The sequence below is a fragment of the Streptomyces cellostaticus genome (genome assembly GCF_023630175.1).
Classification (GTDB): Bacteria; Actinomycetota; Actinomycetes; order Streptomycetales; family Streptomycetaceae; genus Streptomyces; species Streptomyces cellostaticus_A.
On record NZ_JALLIN010000004.1, the window covers coordinates 37002 to 55634 of the forward strand.

At 74.9% G+C, this 18633-nt stretch carries 13 protein-coding genes; 4 read left to right on the top strand and 9 right to left on the bottom strand.

Annotation, left to right across the window (positions count from 1 at the left end; genetic code table 11):
* Window positions 1-247 precede the first annotated feature (247 nt).
* Window positions 248-3739 (top strand): SCO5717 family growth-regulating ATPase, encoded by a 3492-nt coding sequence (locus MXD57_RS03475; protein WP_250399769.1) that lies wholly within the window; start codon window positions 248-250, stop codon window positions 3737-3739.
* Between the two features lie 80 nt (window positions 3740-3819).
* On the opposite strand, the gene MXD57_RS03480 is transcribed toward MXD57_RS03475, so the two are convergent.
* From MXD57_RS03480 to rimP, 9 genes are all read right to left on the bottom strand, one after another.
* Window positions 3820-4767, bottom strand: a complete 948-nt coding sequence (locus MXD57_RS03480) for a bifunctional riboflavin kinase/FAD synthetase (protein ID WP_250399770.1) — start codon at window positions 4765-4767, stop codon at window positions 3820-3822.
* 129 nt (window positions 4768-4896) lie between these two features.
* Window positions 4897-8325: a trypsin-like peptidase domain-containing protein gene (locus MXD57_RS03485; RefSeq protein WP_250399771.1), complete on the bottom strand. Its 3429-nt coding sequence runs from the start codon at window positions 8323-8325 to the stop codon at window positions 4897-4899.
* 1022 nt (window positions 8326-9347) lie between these two features.
* Window positions 9348-10253, bottom strand: a complete 906-nt coding sequence (gene truB, locus MXD57_RS03490) for a tRNA pseudouridine(55) synthase TruB (protein ID WP_250399772.1) — start codon at window positions 10251-10253, stop codon at window positions 9348-9350.
* Window positions 10250-10711 (bottom strand): 30S ribosome-binding factor RbfA, encoded by a 462-nt coding sequence (gene rbfA / locus MXD57_RS03495; RefSeq protein WP_250399773.1) that lies wholly within the window; start codon window positions 10709-10711, stop codon window positions 10250-10252. The genes truB and rbfA overlap by 4 nt, the downstream gene beginning before the upstream one ends.
* Window positions 10712-10764: 53 nt before the next feature.
* A complete protein-coding gene (locus MXD57_RS03500; protein ID WP_250399774.1) occupies window positions 10765-11058 on the bottom strand; it encodes a DUF503 domain-containing protein in 294 nt (97 codons plus the stop codon).
* Window positions 11059-11269: 211 nt separating this feature from the next.
* A complete protein-coding gene (infB, locus tag MXD57_RS31740) occupies window positions 11270-14317 on the bottom strand; it encodes a translation initiation factor IF-2 (protein WP_250399775.1) in 3048 nt (1015 codons plus the stop codon).
* Between the two features lie 147 nt (window positions 14318-14464).
* Window positions 14465-14770, bottom strand: coding sequence for a YlxR family protein (locus MXD57_RS03510; RefSeq protein WP_250399776.1), 306 nt, complete (start codon window positions 14768-14770; stop codon window positions 14465-14467).
* Between the two features lie 101 nt (window positions 14771-14871).
* Complete coding sequence (gene nusA / locus MXD57_RS03515; protein ID WP_250399777.1) at window positions 14872-15870, bottom strand: transcription termination factor NusA; 999 nt, start codon at window positions 15868-15870, stop codon at window positions 14872-14874.
* A 2-nt stretch (window positions 15871-15872) separates the two neighbouring features.
* Window positions 15873-16382: a ribosome maturation factor RimP gene (gene rimP / locus MXD57_RS03520; protein ID WP_250399778.1), complete on the bottom strand. Its 510-nt coding sequence runs from the start codon at window positions 16380-16382 to the stop codon at window positions 15873-15875.
* 233 nt (window positions 16383-16615) lie between these two features.
* Here rimP and MXD57_RS03525 point away from each other — a divergent pair, with 233 nt between their 5' ends.
* From MXD57_RS03525 to MXD57_RS03535, 3 genes are read left to right on the top strand one after another with little or no spacing between them, the layout of a single operon-like run.
* Window positions 16616-17146 (top strand): hypothetical protein, encoded by a 531-nt coding sequence (locus MXD57_RS03525; protein ID WP_250399779.1) that lies wholly within the window; start codon window positions 16616-16618, stop codon window positions 17144-17146.
* On the top strand, window positions 17143-17628 hold the full coding sequence (locus tag MXD57_RS03530) for a ferritin-like domain-containing protein (RefSeq protein ID WP_250399780.1): 486 nt from the start codon (window positions 17143-17145) through the stop codon (window positions 17626-17628). Before MXD57_RS03525 ends, MXD57_RS03530 begins: the two co-directional genes overlap by 4 nt.
* Window positions 17629-17680: 52 nt before the next feature.
* Window positions 17681-18589 (top strand): aminoglycoside phosphotransferase family protein, encoded by a 909-nt coding sequence (locus MXD57_RS03535; RefSeq protein WP_250399781.1) that lies wholly within the window; start codon window positions 17681-17683, stop codon window positions 18587-18589.
* The last annotated feature ends 44 nt before the right edge of the window (window positions 18590-18633 follow it).

Below are 18633 nucleotides of genomic sequence, written 5' to 3' on the forward strand. Positions count from 1 at the left end.
GTGCCGCACCCCTCGTCGGCCGGGTGCGGCACCGCGCGCCGGGCGGGTGAGGGGCGGACGGGCCTGCCGGGTCGGCGCCTGTGGTGATTAGGCTGGGGCAGGGCACGTCGCGAGTTCCCGCGAGCGGGCGGAACGGCTTCGCGACTGAGGGGCCGGCGGCCCCGTGGGGAAGCCCCGGCGACATCGCACGACGGAACGGGGCGCCCCGAGCACGGCATGAGGGTGCCCGACCACACCAGGAGGAACTGTGAGCAGCGATCGGGACGGGATCCGCGGGGGCTGGGCCACACCCGGCGATGACCAGCCCGACGCGGAATCGGCCATCGAGACCACCGGCGAGTTCACCATCGACTACGCCCCGCCCGCCTGGTACACCCAGAACGCGTCCGGGACGCCTGCGGGTTCCGGTGGCGAGGGCGACGCCGGCGGCGCCCATGGTTCCGGCACGGCCGGCGGTTCCGGCGCCGCTCCGCTTCCGCAGTTCCCGTCCGGTTCGTCCGACTCCGGACCGGCTCCGGCACCGTCGCCGTACGCGACCCCGGCGGCCGGTACCGCGACGCCGGGCGCCCCGTACGCCCCACCGGTCCCGCCCGCTCCCCCGGCTCACGCGCCGGGCGCGCCCTACGCGCCGCCCGCTCCCGCTCCGGGAACGCCGTTCGCCTCGCCGGCTCCGGCCGGTTCCGGCGCCCCGTACGCACCGCCCGCGCCGCCGACCGGGAGCCCGGTTCCGGTGCCGCGCCTGCCCGAGGGGTTCGAACCGCAGCAGGCTCCGGGGGCGGCCGAGCCGCCCCGGCAGGAGAGCCCGGCCGCCGCCACGCCGCCGGCCGCGCCCGAGCCGGACAACGGGGACCTGGAGAGCGGGGCGACCATGCGGTTCTCCGCCGTCGCCCTGAAGCGCGAGATGGCTGAGATCGCGGAGCGCGCGGCCGCCGCGGAGGAGACCGCCGGAGCCGTGGACGAGGGTTCCGCGCAGAGCGCCGGAGCGCCCGCCGAGGACGGTGGGTTCGCGGCCGGGGCCGAGGACTCGGTCGCCTCGCCGGACGGCTCCGCCGAGGAGAGCGCCGGTGCCGGTGGCTCCGCGGCCGCCGAGGCCGCCGCGACGGCCGGGGGCGCCGAGGGCGCGGACGCCGATACGGCCGCTTCCGCCGAGTCCAGCGGGTCCAGCGGGTCCAGCGGGTCCAGCGAGGTCACGGTGACCGCCGGAGCCGCCGAGCCCGACGGGTCCGACGGGTCCGACGCGTCCGCCGAGAGCGCGGCCGGGGCAACCGGCACGGACTCGGCGGCGGAGGGCGCCCCGGAGGCGGTATCCGCGCCCGAGGGCCTGAGCGAAGGTGACGAGGCCGCCGGGTCCGCCGTCGCCGCGCCGGCCCAGGACGGCGTGGCCGCCGACGCCCAGCCGGACGCGACCGGGTCCGGGGACACCCCGACGTCCGGGGACGCCCCGGCGCAGGACCGGACTCCCGAGGACGGCACCCCCCAGGCCGGCGCCCCGCAGCAAGCCCCTCCCGTCGATCCGGCCGCACCGGGCACCCACCCTGGCGCGCCGCCCGCCCGGGGACCCGCGCCCGCGGGGAACGCGCTCCCTCCGCTGCCGCCGTCGTACCGGCCCGCCGCCCCGGCGCCGGCCGCCCAGTGGCCCGCGCAGCCCGCGCCGCCGCAGCAGCCGGGCCCGATGCCGGCGGGTCAGGCTCAACCTGCCGCGCAGGGGCCCGAAGGCGCGCCCGGGCAGCAGCCGCCGTTCCAGCCGCAGGCGCCCCAGCCCGCGCCCGCGGCCTGGCACCGGCCGGGTCAGCCACAGGCCGCGGGAGCACCCGGACAGCCGGGCCCCATGCCCGGACAGCCGGGTGGTCACGGCTTCCCGCAGCAGGGTCAGCCGCAGGCACCCGTGGGGGCCGCCGCCGGCGGCTACGGCTTCCCGCCGCCCGGACAGCAGCAGCCGAACGCAGCCGCACCCCAGCCACCCCACTCCGGCACACCCAACCCCCCGGCCCAGCCCAGCGGCTACGGCTTCCCCCAACCCGGACAGCAGCAGGCACCCGCCGGGCCCACCCCGCCCAGCGGCTACGGCTTCCCCCAGCCCGGGCAACAGCCGAACGCAGCCGCACCCCAGCCACCCCACCCCGGCACACCCAACCCCCCGGCCCAGCCCAGCGGCTACGGCTTCCCCCAGCCCGGGCAACAGCCGAACGCGCAGCAGCCGGAGGGCGGTGCGGCGGGTCAGGGCGCGCAGCAGGCCGCCGACCCCCGGGCCGGTGCCGCCTGGCCGCAGCCGATCCAGCACGACCAGCGGCAGCCGACGAACCCCGGTGCCGCGCCGCTCGGTTACACCGCGGCCGTGGAGCTGTCCTCCGACCGGCTGCTCAACAACAAGCGGCAGAAGGCGAAGAGCAGCAGGCCCGCGGCCGTCGGCTCGCGGTTCAAGCTGGGTGGGAAGAAGGAGGAGGCCGAGCGGCAGCGGAAACTGGAGCTGATCCGCACGCCCGTGCTGTCCTGCTACCGGATCGCGGTCATCAGTCTCAAGGGCGGCGTCGGCAAGACGACCACCACCACCGCCCTCGGCTCCACCCTCGCCTCCGAGCGCCAGGACAAGATCCTCGCGATCGACGCGAACCCGGACGCCGGCACGCTCGGCCGCCGGGTGCGCCGCGAGACCGGGGCGACCATCCGCGACCTGGTCCAGGCGATCCCGTACCTCAACTCGTACATGGACATCCGTCGGTTCACTTCGCAGGCGCCCTCCGGTCTGGAGATCATCGCCAACGACGTCGACCCGGCCGTCTCGACCACGTTCAACGACGAGGACTACCGGCGCGCCATCGACGTGCTGGGCCGGCAGTACCCGGTGATCCTCACCGACTCGGGCACGGGTCTGCTGTACAGCGCGATGCGCGGGGTGCTCGACCTCGCCGACCAGCTCATCATCATCTCGACACCGTCCGTCGACGGGGCGAGCAGTGCCAGCACCACCCTGGACTGGCTGTCCGCGCACGGGTACGCCGACCTGGTCTCCCGGTCCATCACGGTCATCTCCGGGGTGCGCGAGACCGGCAAGATGATCAAGGTCGAGGACATCGTGTCCCACTTCGAGACCCGCTGCCGCGGGGTGATCGTGGTGCCCTTCGACGAGCATCTGGCCGCGGGTGCCGAGGTCGACCTCGACATGATGCGGCCGAAGGTGCGGGAGGCGTACTTCAACCTCGCGGCCATGGTCGCCGAGGACTTCGTGCGGCACCAGCAGATGCACGGCCTGTGGACGAACGACGGCAACCCGCCGCCGGTGGCCGCGCCGCCGATGCCCGGCCAGCCGATGCCTGCCCAGCCGTACCCCGGCCAGCCGATGCCGGACCAGGCGTACCCGGGCCAGCCGATGCCGGGTCAGCCGTACCCGGGTCAGCCCATGCCGGACCAGGCGTACCCCGGCCAGCCCATGCCGGGCCAGCCCATGCCGGGTCAGCCGTACCCGGGCCAGCCCATGCCGGGTCAGCCGTACCCCGGCCAGCCGTATCCGGGCGGGCCCCACCAGGGGCAGCCCCACCCGCCGCAGCAGGCACAGCCGGGCCAGGCACAGCCTTACCCGGAACAGCAGGCGCAGCCGTACCCGGAACAGCAGGCGCGGCCGTACCCGGAGCAGCAAGCGCAGCCGGGCCCGCCCCACCCGCAGGGCGCTCCCGCCCAGCCCTACCCGCCGCAGCCGGGGCAGGCCCAGGCACGGCCGCCGCAGCCCCCGCCGCAGCAGTAGCCCCGGCCAGGGGACGGGGGACGGTACGACGAAGGGCGGCCGGTGCGATGCGCACCGGCCGCCCTTCCTTGCCCGGGGGCCTACGCCTGCGCGGCCACGATCTCCCGGCACCGCTTCACGTCGTCGGCCATCTGCTCGAGCAGCGCGTCGAGGGACTCGAACTTCGCCTGCCCGCGGACGTAGGCGACGAAGTCGACGGCGACGTGCAGGCCGTACAGGTCGAGTCCGACGCGGTCGATGGCGTACGCCTCCACCGTGCGCTCGGTGCCGTCGAACTGCGGGTTGGTGCCGACCGAGATCGCGGCCGGCATGATCTCGCCCTGCGCGTGCAGGTAACCGGCGTACACGCCGTCGGCCGGGATCGCGGTGTGCGGCAGCGTCTCCACGTTGGCCGTGGGGAAGCCCATCTCACGGCCCCGCTGGGCGCCGCGCACCACCACGCCCTCCACCCGGTGCGGGCGGCCCAGGATCTCGCGCGCGCCGGTGACGTCGCCCTCGGCGACCAGGCGCCGGGTCAGGGTCGAGGAGAACGGCTCGCCGCCGCCCGCGTCGCCGGTGACGTACAGGTCGACGACGTCCACCTCGAAGTCGTAGATCTCGCCCTGCTCGGTGAGGAAGTCGACGTTGCCGGCGGCCTTGTGGCCGAAGCGGAAGTTCGGGCCCTCGACGACCGCCTTGGCGTGCAGCTTGTCGGCCAGGACCTTGACGACGAACTCGGCGGGCGACAGCTTCGAGAACTCGGTCGTGAACGGGAGGATCAGCACCGCGTCGACACCGAGCTCCGTCATCAGCTCGGCCCGGCGGTGGTGCGGGGCGAGCAGCGGCGGGTGGCTGCCGGGGCGGACGACCTCGCTGGGGTGCGGGTCGAAGGTGACGACGACGGCCGGGACCCCCAGCTCGCGGGCGCGGTCGACGGCGTGCTTGATGATCAGCTGGTGGCCTCGGTGGACGCCGTCGTAGGAACCGATGGTGACGACGCTGCGCCCCCAGTCCTGCGGGATGTCCTCCAAGCCACGCCAGCGCTGCACTGTGACCGCTCCTCGAACCCTTGTCCGTGTCTACCGTTGACCTGTTGTGCAGGTCTAAGGGTGCCATGCCGGGTGCCCGGCGCCCGCATCGGCATGGGGGCTGTGACCGGGCGCACGTTCCCCGGCGGCTCAGGCCGGTACGCGAACGCCGGCCAGGCTCTCGATCATGCGGTGGGCACTGGGGCCCACCACCGCCGCCCACTCGTCGGGGGCCTCGCTCAGCCAGCGGGCCATCCGGGCGGCGAAGCCGGGCGCGTGCCGGGACAGGTCGACGAGTGCGCAGTCGAAGCGGGTGGCGCCGTCGGGGGTGCGCACGAGGAGCAGGCCCGTACGGTGGACCAGTGCGCGCAGTTCCGTCTCCCGGCCGGCTCCGTGCGGGGCCGCGGCGTACAGGACGGCGTCCAGGACGGACGGATCGCGCTCGTGGGCGAACAGGAGGTCCAGCAGCTCGCGCCGCAGGGGCCGGGACGCGGGGCCCCCGGGGGCGGCGAGGACGCCGGCGAGAGCCGCCCGGACCTCTTCGGGACCGTCGCCGAGCAGTCCGGTGACCAGGGGCAGCAGGACGGGGCGGGCGGCGGGGCCCCGGTCCAGGCAGCGGTCGACGTAGTCGGCCGCGGGTCCGGCCAGCTCCGGACGGGTGCCCGCCGCGTCCCCGACCAGGGCGGCGACCCGGCCGGCGACGGCAGGGTGGGTGACGGCGGCGAGCACGCCCAGTGCGGCCCCGGCATCCCGGCCACGGCTGCCGCTCAGGCGGGCACGGAACGCCTCCAGGACCGGCTCGGGATGGGTGTTCAGCGCCGGGGCCAGGGCGCCGGGCGGGAACAGCGGATCGCCGCCTGCGAAATGGTGCAGGGCCTCGGCCAGGTGGCGGTCGCGGGTCTCGGGGTCGTGGACCAGGAGGGCGAGGGCGCCGCCGTGCAGGGCGCGGTCGGCGGGACGGGCCAGCAGGGCCACGGCGGCGTGGCGCAGCAGTTCCCGGTCGGCCGCCGCGCGGACGTGGGGGACCGCGCGGAGCCCGGACGCGACGGCGGCGGCGTGGCGGGCCGGGCGCTCGTCGTGCGCCCAGCGGTCGACGGCCCGGCAGACGGCGGAGGGCTCGTCCTCGGCGAGGACGGCGAGCAGTTCGTCGGCGCGTGGGTGCGCACTGGTCACGAGCACCTCGGTGAGATCGTCCAGGGCTCCGTGCCGATGGGTGTGCAGCAGCGCCTGCGCGGCGGTCGCCACGGTGGCGTCCGGGGTCGCGGGCAGCGGCCGCTCGTCGTCGAACCAGTCGGTCAGGTGGGGCTGTACGACGCCGGGCCGGGCCGCCAGCAGCCGGGCCACGGCGTCGAGGTGGCGGCCGCCGGCGTCGGGCGGCTCCGGTGGCCCGGCATCCGCCAGGACCAGCTCGCGCAGCAACGAGAGACGTTCCTCGACCGGGACGGGCAGCGCGGTCCAGAAGTCGGGCCCGAACTCGGCCGGTACGGCGCGCTGTTCACGGCGCCAGGTGACGATGTGGTCGGCGAGGGTGCGCAGCACCCCGGTGTACGGCGTCGCGTCCGGGACCGCTGTCAGGGTCCGGGCGAGCAGACGGGCGGGCCACCAGGAGTTCGGCTCCAGATCCAGGGCCTCCGTCAACTCGGCCATTCGCTCGGCGAGTTCGTGGGGTCCTTGCTGGCGGGCGAGGAGGAGCAGGGCCTGGACCACCGGGCCGGCGCGGTGGTGCGGCAGCGGGGCGAGGTGCGGGCCGAGCGGGGCGCGGGAGCGGTGGACGAGGACGTCGAGGGCCTCGTCCAGGTCGAGGTGCAGGCCCTGGATCCAGTCGGCCAGTTCCTCGTGGGCGAAGCGGTAGCCGTCGCCTGCCGGAATCAGGAGGCCCTCGGCGAGGACGGCGGAGGCCCAGCCGGAACCGCCGCCCAGCCGGGCCGGAGCGGGGCCCCAGGGGAACACCGCGTCGAAGGACTCCCGGTCCAGCTCACCCCGTCCGGTGCCGAGGCTGCGCCGGGCGGCCTCGTGCACCTGCCCGGCCACCCGGGCGGCGAGCCTCCTTACGGGCGTGCCGCGCAGACCGTTCCCGGCGGCGAGGCGGACCGCGACGCGCAGGCACACCAGGTCCAGGTGGGCGGTGTGGACCTCGTGCCGGTCGACCGGGCCGGTGGGTGGGGTGCCGGCCGGGAGAGCGGCGTGGACCTCGGAGAACAGGCGCAGGGTGAGCGGGTGCCGGGCGTCCCGGTCGTCCAGGGCCCCCTCGGGGATGCGGTAGCGGGCACGGGCCTCGCGGGCCTCCTCCCGGTCGAGATCGGCGAGCCGCACGCACGGCGGCAGGGGAGTCCCGGCACCCGCCTGCGTCGGCGCGTGCAGCAGACCGGCCGGGAACTCGGCCCCGGCGTGCTCCCAGTACTCCTCCCCGCAGGCCACCACCAGCCGCGCCCCGGTCCGCTCCAGCCACCGCGCCGTGCCCCTGATCCACTCGGGGGAGCGGCGGGCGAGGGCCGGCGGCATCTCCTCCGGCCCGTCGAGCAGGAGCAGCAGCGGGCGACCGGCCGGCTGTGCGAGACCGGCCACCCGCTCGGGGGTGGGGGCGGCGCTCCCCGCGGGCGGTGCGGAGGGACCGGCGGCGACGATGCGCGCGGCGCGCGCCAGGCTGCGGCGCACCGCGTCGGCCACGGACTCGTCGGTGTCCTCCAGGTCCGCGCCACGCAGCCACAGGGTGGCGGCGGGCCGCCCGGCACCGTGGCGGCGGGCGGCGAGGATCCCGAGTTCCGTCGTGCGGCCGCTGCCCGGCGCTCCGACGAGACCGAGCACGGCGGGGCGGGCACCGGCACCGGCACCGGCGAAGGTGTTCAACTCACCTGTCACGCGCTCCCGTTCGACCGGTCGCACCGGAGGGAGGCCGGCCGCGCCGGTGTGTCCGGCCAGGGCGCCGGGCGGGCCGTCCTGGCCCACCGAGGTGGCGGTCAGTTCGAGCACTCCGGCCAGGTTGAGGTCGGCGCCGTGGGCGGGCACGGTCGCCGCGTTGCGGGCGAGCAGTTCGGCGAGCGGACCCTCGGCCGCCGGTCGCAGGGGCACCGCGAACCCGGTGTCGCGCCGGTCGGAGTGGAGGGCGGTGCCGATGACGGCGAGCACCGCGCCGGTCCCGGCGTCGAGCACCGGTCCCCCGGCCGCGCCACCGCCGAGCCGGAGCGCGTCCTGGCCCGCCGTTCCGATGGCCAGCTCCAGCGCGTCCTCGATCAGGTGGAGGCGGTCGGTGGCGGTGTAGGTCACCCGGGTGGCCGCCAGCACCCGTGCCTCGCGCCAGCAGCCGGCGGCGACGCGGACGTACGCGCCGGCCTCGACGCGGTCACGAACCGTCAGCGGCAGCGGCGCCACGTCCAGCCCCTCGGTGCGGACCAGGGCCAGCCCCAGCCCGGGCAGTGCGGTGACGGCCTCGGCGCCGACCAGGCAGGTGCGCTGCCCGGCGGTGCACAGCACGAGCCGGCCGAGCCCGTCGACGGCCTCGTGGCTGGTGAGGAGGGTGCCACGGTGATCAGCCAGAAACCCCGTACCGCGAGGCCGCCCGGCCGGGTCACGGATCTGCACGAGTCCCTCGAGCCCGGCCCGGTCCCTGCTGCCGCCCGGGCCGGAGCCTGTGACAACGGCCCGGCCAGGGGCAACGGCCCGGCCAGGGGCAGCGATACGGCTCGGCCCGCCGGCCCCGCCCCGAACCACGGGCGCCTTCGGCTCGCCGGCCTCGTGCCGCCCGCCGGTCCTCGTCGGACCTGCGGTCCGGTTCGGACCGGTGGTCGCCTTCGGCCCGTCGGTCGGCGAGGGGTCGACGGGGCGCCGCGGAGCGCCGGTCCCGCCCGGAGCGGCGGCCGGCGCCACGGCGCCGGTCCCTCCGGGGTCGCCCGCACCTGCGGAGTCACCGGTCCGGCCCCGGGCGGCGGACCCGCTCGGGGCACCGGTCGCCCGCGGGGCGGCGATCCAGCCCGGCAGACCCGCCCAGCTCACATTGACCGCCCGCCTCGGGACACCGCTCCCGTCCGGTCCCTCGGCCCCGCCCGGTGAGCCGGTCCGCCCCGTTCTGCCGTCGCCGCCCGAGTCGGGGGTCCGGCTGAGGAGACGAGCCCCGCCCGCGCCACCGGCCGAGCCGGGCACGCCGCCTTCGCCCGGCACACCGACCGGGCTCGCGACGCCGGCCCCCTCAGCGCCCTCGACCGGGTCCGGACCGGCCGGGACGGCGGCACCGTTCGAGTCGCCGCCGCGTCGGTCCGGCAACTCCGTGCGACTCTCGGACCGGGCGGGGCCGAAGACGCCGGTGGGTTCCGGCCCCTCGTCTCGTGCCGCCATGGCCGTACCCTCCCCGCCCGTGCTCGCCTGTCCTCGTCCCCGACGGTAGGCGGGGATGATCAGCGAGAGTGCGCGCGAGGCGAAAGCGCCCCCTTCCGCTCCCCCGGTTCACTCCGAGCGCCTGCCCGGTCGGGTGAATGAGTGGGGGCGGCTGGATACACCCTAGGGAGGGGGAACCGAGGGGGGACCGTGGAGCGGCGGCAGTGGCAGTACCCCGTGGCCGCCGCCGCTCCACGGTCAGGCTCGCCCACCGGCCGGACGCCGGGTCGCGGTCAGCCGAAGACGGCCAGGCTCTTCGCCTTGCCCTTGTGCTCCTCGACGAGGGCGAGGAATCGGCCCTCCAGGTCGAACACGGCGACAGGACCGGCGCCGGCGTACTCCTCGGGCATCTCCAGGCGGACGCCGTTGAGCAGCAGCCGGGCACGCCGGACGTCCACCTGCCAGCGCGGGAACGCCGCCGTGGCCGCCTCGGCGACGGGCATCACGGTCAGCTCCTGCTGGAGCTGGTCCAGCGTCTTCGCGGAGTCGAGCCTGTACGGGCCGACGCGCGTCCTGCGCAGTGCGGTGAGGTGGCCGCCGACGCCCAGGTCGGCGCCCAGATCGCGGGCGAGGGCGCGGATGTAGGTGCCGGACGAGCAGACCACCGAGACGACCAGGTCGAGCACGGCGGTGCCGTCCTCCGCGACGGCGTCCCGGACGTCGTACACGGCGAAGGAGGAGACGGTGACCGGACGGGCCGGGATCTCGAACTCCTCGCCCTCACGGGCCCGCTTGTACGACCGCACACCGTTGATCTTGATGGCGCTGACCTTGGACGGCACCTGCATGATGTCGCCGCTCAGCCTGGCGACGCCGGCGTCGATGGCGTCCCGGGTCACCTTGGAGGCGTCCGTGGTGGAGGTGATCTCCCCCTCGGCGTCGTCGGTGAGCGTGTTCTGGCCGAGGCGGATGGTGCCCAGGTACTCCTTCTCGGTCAGCGCGAGGTGCCCGAGCAGCTTGGTGGCGCGCTCGACGCCGAGGACCAGGACGCCGGTCGCCATCGGGTCGAGGGTGCCGGCGTGGCCGACCCGGCGGGTCCGGGCGATGCCGCGCATCTTGGCGACCACGTCGTGCGAAGTGAAGCCCGACGGCTTGTCGACGATGACAAGGCCGTCGGGCGTGGTGTGCTTCTGGGTCATTCCGCGGCTTCGCCGTCCGTCCCGGCGCTCTCGTCCTCGCCCGGCTTGCGGTAAGGATCGGCGCCGCCCGCGTACGCCGCGCCCGCGGAGGCCTCGCGGACCTTCGCGTCGGACTGCCGGGCCCTGTCGAGCAGGTCCTCGATGGTCCGGGCGGTGTCCGGGAGGGCGTCCGCGACGAAGGTGAGGGTCGGCGTGAACTTCACACCGGCCGCACGGCCGACCTCGGAGCGCAGGATGCCCTTGGCGCTCTCCAGGCCGGCGGCCGCGGCCTGCCGCTCCTCGTCGTCCCCGTAGACCGTGTAGAAGACGGTCGCCTCCCGCAGGTCACCCGTGACCCGGGTGTCCGTGATGGTGACGTGCGAGCCGAGCCGCGGGTCCTTGATCCCGCGCTGCAGCTTCTGGGCCACCACCTCCCGGATGAGGTCCGCCAGCCTTTTCGCCCGCGCGTTGTCGGCCACTGGTCCGTCTCCCGTTCTTTCTTCTTCTCGTGTTTCCGTGGGTGTGGTCGTCGTCAGTCGTCTTCGCCGTGGAGGCGCCGTCTCACGGAGAGCAGTTCCACCTCCGGGCGGCCGGCGACCAGCCGTTCGCACCGGTCCAGTACGTCGCTGAGGTGCGCCGTGTCACCGGAGACCATCGCCATGCCGATGATCGCTCGCCGGTGGAGGTCCATGTGGTCCACCTCGGCCGCGCTCACCGCGTACTTGCGCTGGAGTTCGGCGACGATCGGGCGGACGACGGAGCGCTTCTCCTTCAGCGAGTGGACGTCGCCGAGGAGCAGGTCGAAGGACAGAGTCCCCACATACATGTGTGCAACCGGTTCACCCGCCGGTACGGGATAGGTGGCCCCGGGTCCGAATGGCCGGGGACACCAAGAACGGTACCCCGTACCCGCCGGTGGCTCGACAGGGTTTCCGCGGCACCGGCGGCCGGACCGCTGCCCGGGGCGAAGCGCCCGGGCAACGGCGCGCCGGCCGGCGGGACCGAAGTCCCGCCGGCCGGCGGCGAACCGTGGGGTGTTACGCCCGCGGCTTCTCCCGCATCTCGTACGTCGCGATGACGTCGTCGACCTTGATGTCGTTGAAGTTTCCGAGGTTGATACCACCCTCGTAGCCTTCGCGGATCTCGGTGACGTCGTCCTTGAAGCGACGCAGGCCCTCGATGTTGAGGTTCTCCGCGACCACCTTGCCGTCGCGGATGAGGCGCGCCTTGGTGTTGCGCTTGACCTCGCCGGACCGGATGAGCACACCGGCGATGTTGCCCAGCTTGGACGACTTGAAGACCTCGCGGATCTCCGCCGTGCCGAGCTCGACCTCCTCGTACTCCGGCTTGAGCATGCCCTTGAGGGCCGCCTCGATCTCCTCGATCGCCTGGTAGATGACCGAGTAGTACCGGACGTCCACGCCCTCGCGCTCGGCCATCTGCGCCGCGCGGCCGGCCGCGCGGACGTTGAAGCCGATCACGATGGCGTCCGAGCCCATCGCCAGGTCGATGTCGGACTCCGTGACCGCACCGACGCCGCGGTGCAGGACGCGGATGTCGACCTCTTCGCCGACGTCGAGCTGGAGCAGGGAGGACTCGAGGGCCTCGACGGAACCGGAAGCGTCACCCTTGATGATCAGGTTGAGCTGCTGGACCTCGCCGGCCTTGAGCACCTTGTCCAGGTCCTCCAGCGACACGCGGCGCGTGCGCTTGGCGAACGCGGCGTTGCGCTCGCGGGCGGCGCGCTTCTCGGCGATCTGACGGGCCGTACGGTCCTCGTCGACCACCAGGAAGTTGTCGCCCGCACCCGGGACGTTGGTCAGGCCCAGGACCTGGACCGGCGTCGAGGGCCCGGCCTCGCCGACGTTGTTGCCGTTGTCGTCGAGCATGGCGCGCACGCGACCGTAGGCGTCGCCCACGACCATCGTGTCGCCGACCCGCAGCGTGCCTCGCTGGACGAGGACCGTCGCCACGGCACCGCGGCCGCGGTCGAGACGGGACTCGATCGAGATGCCCTGCGCGTCCTGGCTCGGGTTGGCCCGCAGGTCGAGCGAGGCGTCGGCCGTGAGGACCACGGCCTCCAGCAGCGAGTCGATGTGCAGACCCTGCTTGGCGGAGATGTCGACGAACATCGTCTCGCCGCCGTACTCCTCTGCCACCAGGCCGTACTCGGTCAGCTGACCGCGCACCTTGGTCGGGTCGGCACCCTCGACGTCGATCTTGTTGACCGCGACGACGATCGGCACCTCGGCGGCCTTGGCGTGGTTGAGCGCCTCGACCGTCTGCGGCATGACGCCGTCGTTGGCCGCGACGACCAGGATCGCGATGTCGGTCGACTTCGCACCACGGGCACGCATGGCGGTGAACGCCTCGTGACCCGGGGTGTCGATGAAGGTGATCTTGCGCTCTTCGTCGTTGACCTCGGTCGCGACCTGGTAGGCACCGATGTGCTGGGTGATGCCGCCGGCCTCGCCCGCGATGACGTTCGTCTTGCGGATGGCGTCGAGCAGTCGGGTCTTACCGTGGTCGACGTGACCCATGACGGTCACGACCGGCGGACGGACGACCAGGTCCTCCTCGGAGCCCTCGTCCTCGCCGAACTCGATGTCGAAGGACTCGAGCAGCTCGCGGTCCTCCTCCTCGGGGCTGACGATCTGAACCGTGTAGTTCATCTCGTCGGCGAGGAGCTGCAGGGTCTCGTCGGAGACGGACTGCGTGGCGGTGACCATCTCGCCGAGGTTCATCATGACCGCGACGAGGGACGCCGGGTTGGCGTTGATCTTCTCCGCGAAGTCCGTGAGCGACGCGCCGCGGGAGAGGCGGATGGCCTCGCCGTTGCCGCGCGGCAGCATCACGCCGCCGACGCTCGGGGCCTGCATGGCCTCGTACTCCTGGCGCCTCTGCCGCTTCGACTTGCGGCCGCGACGCGCGGGACCGCCGGGACGGCCGAAGGCGCCCTGCGTGCCGCCGCGGCCACCGGGACCGCCGGGACGGCCACCGAAGCCGGGACGGCCGCCACCGCCACCGGGACCGCCGGGACGACCGGCGAAGCCGCCGCCACCGCCACCGGGACCGCCGGGACGGCCGGCGAAGCCGCCGCCACCACCCGGGCGACCGGCGAAGCCGCCGCCACCCGGACGACCGCCGCCACCGGGACGACCGCCGCCACCGGGACCACGGCCACCGGGGCCACCGCCGCCGGGACGCGGGCCGGCAGCCGGACGCTGCGGCATCATGCCGGGGTTCGGACGCGGACCGGCCGGTCCGGGACGCGGACCGCCCTGCGGGCGGGGCATGCCGGACGGCGACGGACGGTTGCCGCCGGGAGCCTGCGGACGCGGACCGCCGCCCTGGCCGCCGGGAGCCTGCGGACGGGGACCGGCGCCGGGGGCACCGGGACCACCGGGACGCGGGCCGCCCTGCGGGCGGGGCGCCTGCGGGCGCGCCATGCCGGTGGAACCACCGGACGTGAAGGGGTTGTTCCCCGGACGCGGGCCGGCCGGGCGGGCACCCGGTCGCGCACCCTGGCCACCGGGGCGCTGACCGCCCTGGCCCGGACGACCACCCTGGCCCTGACCGGAGGCCGCGGGACGGCCACCGGGCTTCGGCGCACCCGGACGGGCGCCGGGACGCGGGCCCTGCGCGGCCGGAGCCTGCGGGGTCTGCGCGGGCGGGGCCGGCGGAGCGGTGAACTCCGGGGCCGCCGGGGCCGGACGCGGCGCGGGCTTCGGACCCGGGACCGGACGCGGGCCGGGGGCCGGCGTCGGGGCCGCGGGAGCCGACGGAGCCGCGGACTGCGGGGCAGCCGGCGGCTTGGGGGCACCCGGCTTCGGGGCAGCCGGACGGGCCGCCTGCGCCGGAGAGGGCGCTGCGGGCCTGGGGGCGGCCTTACGGGGGGCGGGCTTGCCGGCGGACTTGCCGGAGCCGCCGCCCTGGAAGGCGTCTGTCAGCTTGCGTACAACGGGCGCTTCGATCGTCGAAGACGCCGAACGGACGAATTCACCGAGTTCCTGGAGCTTGGCCATGACGACCTTGCTCTCCACGCCGAACTCCTTGGCGAGTTCGTAGACCCGGACCTTAGCCACTTCGCTCCTCTGAGGTCCGGGTTGCGTCCGGACCGTCGCTAGTTCATGGGCGTACTCATCGCGTACTCATCGAGTGCTCATCGCAATCTCGACCTGCTTTCGACTCGCGAGGTACCAGGCCGCACGGGGGGATCCGCGCGGCTCGCTTTACGGTGTTGCCTGTGTTGCCTGCTCGGCAACTGTCTGTCGCTCGACGTAGCGGCGCAACGCCTTTACGTCGAGCGGCCCGGGGACGCGGAGCGCCCGAGGGAACGCCCGGCGGCGCACCGCCTGGTCGAGACAGACCGGGTCGGGGTGTACGTACGCACCCCGGCCGGGCAGCGTACCGCGAGGATCGGGAACGCACTGCTCCCGATCCGCCACGGTCCGCAGCAGAGCGTCCTTGGCCGCTCGCTGCCTGCACCCCACACAGGTGCGCTCAGGGCATGCGCGGGCTCGCGTCCGGCCAGACACCCTTAAGTCTACCTCCCCGCACCGACCTCACCCCTCCGGGGGAAGAGTCGAACAGTTGCTTGCTGCAGGCTGTCGTATTCTCAGCGTCACTCGGCCGAGATCTATTCCCCGCCGCGCTCCCCGGCCGGCTCGGTGTCCGGCCGGATGTCGATCCGCCAGCCGGTCAGCCGCGCGGCGAGCCGGGCGTTCTGCCCTTCCTTGCCGATCGCCAGCGAGAGCTGGTAGTCCGGCACCGTCACCCGGGCGGACCGGGCGGCCAGGTCCACGACCTCCACCTTGCTCACCCGGGCGGGTGACAGCGCGTTCGCCACCATCTCGGCCGGGTCGTCCGACCAGTCGACGATGTCGATCTTCTCACCGTTGAGTTCGCCCATGACGTTGCGCACCCGGCCGCCCATGGGGCCGATGCAGGCGCCCTTGGCGTTCAGGCCCGAACGGGTGGACCGCACGGCGATCTTGGTCCGGTGGCCGGCCTCGCGGGCGATCGCCGCGATCTCGACCGAGCCGTCGGCGATCTCCGGCACCTCCAGGGCGAAGAGCTTCTTCACCAGGTTGGGGTGCGTGCGGGAGAGCGTCACCGAGGGGCCCCGGACGCCCTTGGCCACCCGTACGACGTACGACCGCAGGCGCATGCCGTGCGGGTACGTCTCGCCCGGGACCTGCTCCTGCACCGGCAGGATGGCCTCGAGCTTGCCGATGTCCACGAGCACGTTCTTGGGGTCGCGGCCCTGCTGGACCACGCCGGTGACGATGTCGCCCTCGCGGCCGGCGTACTCGCCGAGCGTCGCGTCGTCCTCGGCGTCGCGCAGCCGCTGCAGGATCACCTGCTTGGCGGTGGTGGCGGCGATCCTGCCGAAGCCGGACGGGGTGTCGTCGAACTCGCGGGGCGCCTGCCCCTCCTCGAGGTCCTCGGGGTCCTCCTTCGCCCACACGGTCACGTGCCCGGTCTCCCGGTTGAGCTCCACGCGCGCGTGCCGGCGGCTTCCCTCGGTGCGGTGGTAGGCGATGAGGAGGGCCGACTCGATCGCCTCGACCAGCAGGTCGAAGGAGATCTCCTTCTCCCGCACCAAGCCCCGCAGGGCGCTCATGTCGATGTCCACGGCTACGCCTCCTCCTCTTCCTTCATGTCCTTCTTGTCCTTGCGGTTGAACTCGACCTGCACGCGCGCCTTCGCGATCTCCGGGAATCCCAGTCTGCGGGCGGTCGCCTTGCGGCCCTTCACCCCGGGCACCTCGACCTCGATACCCTCCTCGTCCACCTCGAGGATCCTCGCGACCAGTTCGCCGCCCTCGGCCAGTTGGAACCTCACCAGCCGGTCGGTGGCGCGCACGAAGTGCCGGTGCTCGGAGAGGGCGCGCTCCGCGCCGGGGGTGCCGACCTCCAGGTCGTACGCGTCGTCGCCCATCGCGTTGGTCTCGTCGAGCTTCGCCGAGAGCGCGCGGCTCACATCGGCGATCCGGTCCAGGTCCGCTCCGGCGTCGGAGTCGACGGTCACGCGCAGCACACGCTTGCGTCCGACGGATTCCACGGTGATCTCTTCGAGGTCGAGCCCCTGAGAGGTGACGAGCGGTTCCAAAAGCTCTCGCAGCCTCTCGCTCTGGGTGGTGCTCATCCGGGTGACTCCTCGGCCGCGTGTGCTGTTGTGGGATGGGTCGCGTGTCTGGTCAAAGGGTATCCGGTCGCAGGGAGTGTTGCCGTCCACCTGTGTACGCGCGGTGCCGGTGAGTGGCGTACCAGCGGGGCGCGGGTACGGTGATCACGGGCAGGCCGCCCGACGGCCGTTCCCCCTCCTTGCCGTGCCGTTCCCCGCCGTTCCCTTCGTACGAGTGCCCGAGGACGTCTGCCGTGCCGTACCCTCCGCCGCCGCGCACCCCCTCGGGTCCGCGCAGAAGATCCCTGCTCGCCTCGGCCGCCGGGGCCGCCCTGCTGGTGGGCTGCTCGGCCGGCCCCGACTCCGCGGCCGGCGGGACGGCCTCGGTGGCCGCGCGGGCACGCGCGCGGGCGGCCCGGGACAGCGAGGGACTGCTGGAGCGGTACGACGCGGTGCTCGCCGCGCACCCCGCGCTGGCGGAGCCGCTGGGACCGCTGCGGGCGCAGGTCGCGGCGCACCGGGCGGCGTTCGCCGGGCGCGCCGCCACCGGCACGCGGGCGCCGGCGTCCGCCGCCGCGGCGACCACGGCCGCGCCCTCGCCGGCCCCAACCGTGCCCGCCGGGGAGAAGGACGCGCTGGCGTTCCTCGCCACCGCCGAACGGAGCCTCGCGGACCGCCGGGCGAAGGACCTGCTGGACGTGCCGGGCGAACTGGCCCGGCTGATGGCGTCGGCGGCCGCGGCCGGGGCCGCGCACGCGTATCTGCTGACCGAGGAGGCCAGGTGAGCCAGCGGGACAGATCGGCCGAACTCACCGCCCTGCAGGCCGCGCTGGCGGCGGAGCACGCCGCGGTGTACGGGTACGGCGTCGTCGGCGGGCGCGTCGGCGACAAGCGGCTGAAGCAGGTGCGGGCGGCCTACGACGCCCACCGGGCCCGCCGGGACGCGCTGGTGCGCGAGGTGCGCGAGTTGGGTGGCGAGCCGGTCGCGGCGAGCGCCGGCTACGCGCTGCCCTTCCCGGTGGCGGACTCCTCGGCCGCGGTGCGGCTCGCCGCCGATCTGGAGGAACGGGTGGCCGGGGTCTACTCGGACCTGGTGCGGGCGACGACCGGGGAGCGGCGTGGCGCGGCCGCCGGGGCGCTGCGGGAGGCCGCGGTGCGGGCGGTGCGCTGGAGCGGGGAGAGCGTAGCCTTCCCTGGGCTCGCCGAACGGACCGGTGACGACACGGGTGCGGCGGGTCCGAGCGCCTCGGCGTCCCCGTCGAGGTGACGGCAGAGCCGCCCCCGGGGCAGGCTCAGGAGAGGAAGGGAACGACTCGCGCATGGTTTTCGAACCGCCCCGGCGGCTGGTGCGGGCGCTCGGTGAGACGGCGCCGGCCGGGGACGACTGGCTGGCACGGCTGCCTGAGACGGCCGAACGGACGGTCGCACGGCGCGAGTTGACCGTGGAACGGGTCCAGGTACCGGGCGGCCGCAGCAGCCTGGTCGTACTGGTGCGGCGGACCGACGGCACACCGGCGGTGCTGAAGCTGGCCCCGAACCGGGCCCGGCCGGAGAGCGAGCGGGCAGCGCTGGCGCACTGGGCGGGGCGGGGTGCCGTACAACTGCTGGAGTCGGACGCCGGGGACAGCGCCGACGGAGCGCTGCTGCTGGAGCGGCTGCACCCGGACGTGTCGGTGCGGTCGCTGCCGGAGGCCAAGGCGCTGCTGGAGGCGGCGGGGACGCTGCGGCGGCTGTGGGTCGAGCCGCCGGGCGGTCACGTCTTCGAGACGGTGGCGGAGCGCACCGGGCGGCAGGCGGAGGCGATGCGGGCGGCCGCGCCGGCCGCGCCCGAGACGGCACCGCTGGTGGACGCGGCGCTCACGGCCCGGGCGGAACTGCTGGCCGCGCCGCCGGACCACCGGCTGCTGCACGGCACGTTCCGGCAGAGCAAGGTGCTCGCCGGGGAGCGGATGCACTGGCTGGCGGTCGGACCGGACCCCGTGGTCGGCGAGAGCGCCTTCGACCTCGCGCGGCTGGTGCGCGACCGGGTAGAGGACCTGATCGCCAACCCGTCCGGCGCGTCCACCACCCGGCGCCGGATCAAGCGGCTCGCGGAGTCACTGGAGGTGGACCTGGAGCGGCTGCGCGGCTGGACCCTGTTCCGCGCGGTGGAGTCCGGCGTCCGGGCCCTGCGGGTGGGCCGTCCGAAGGACGCGGAACTGCTCCTCGAGTTCGCGGGCTGGCTGTAGCCCGGGGTGCACCCGCCCGACCACCCGGAGCGCCCATGCCCCTG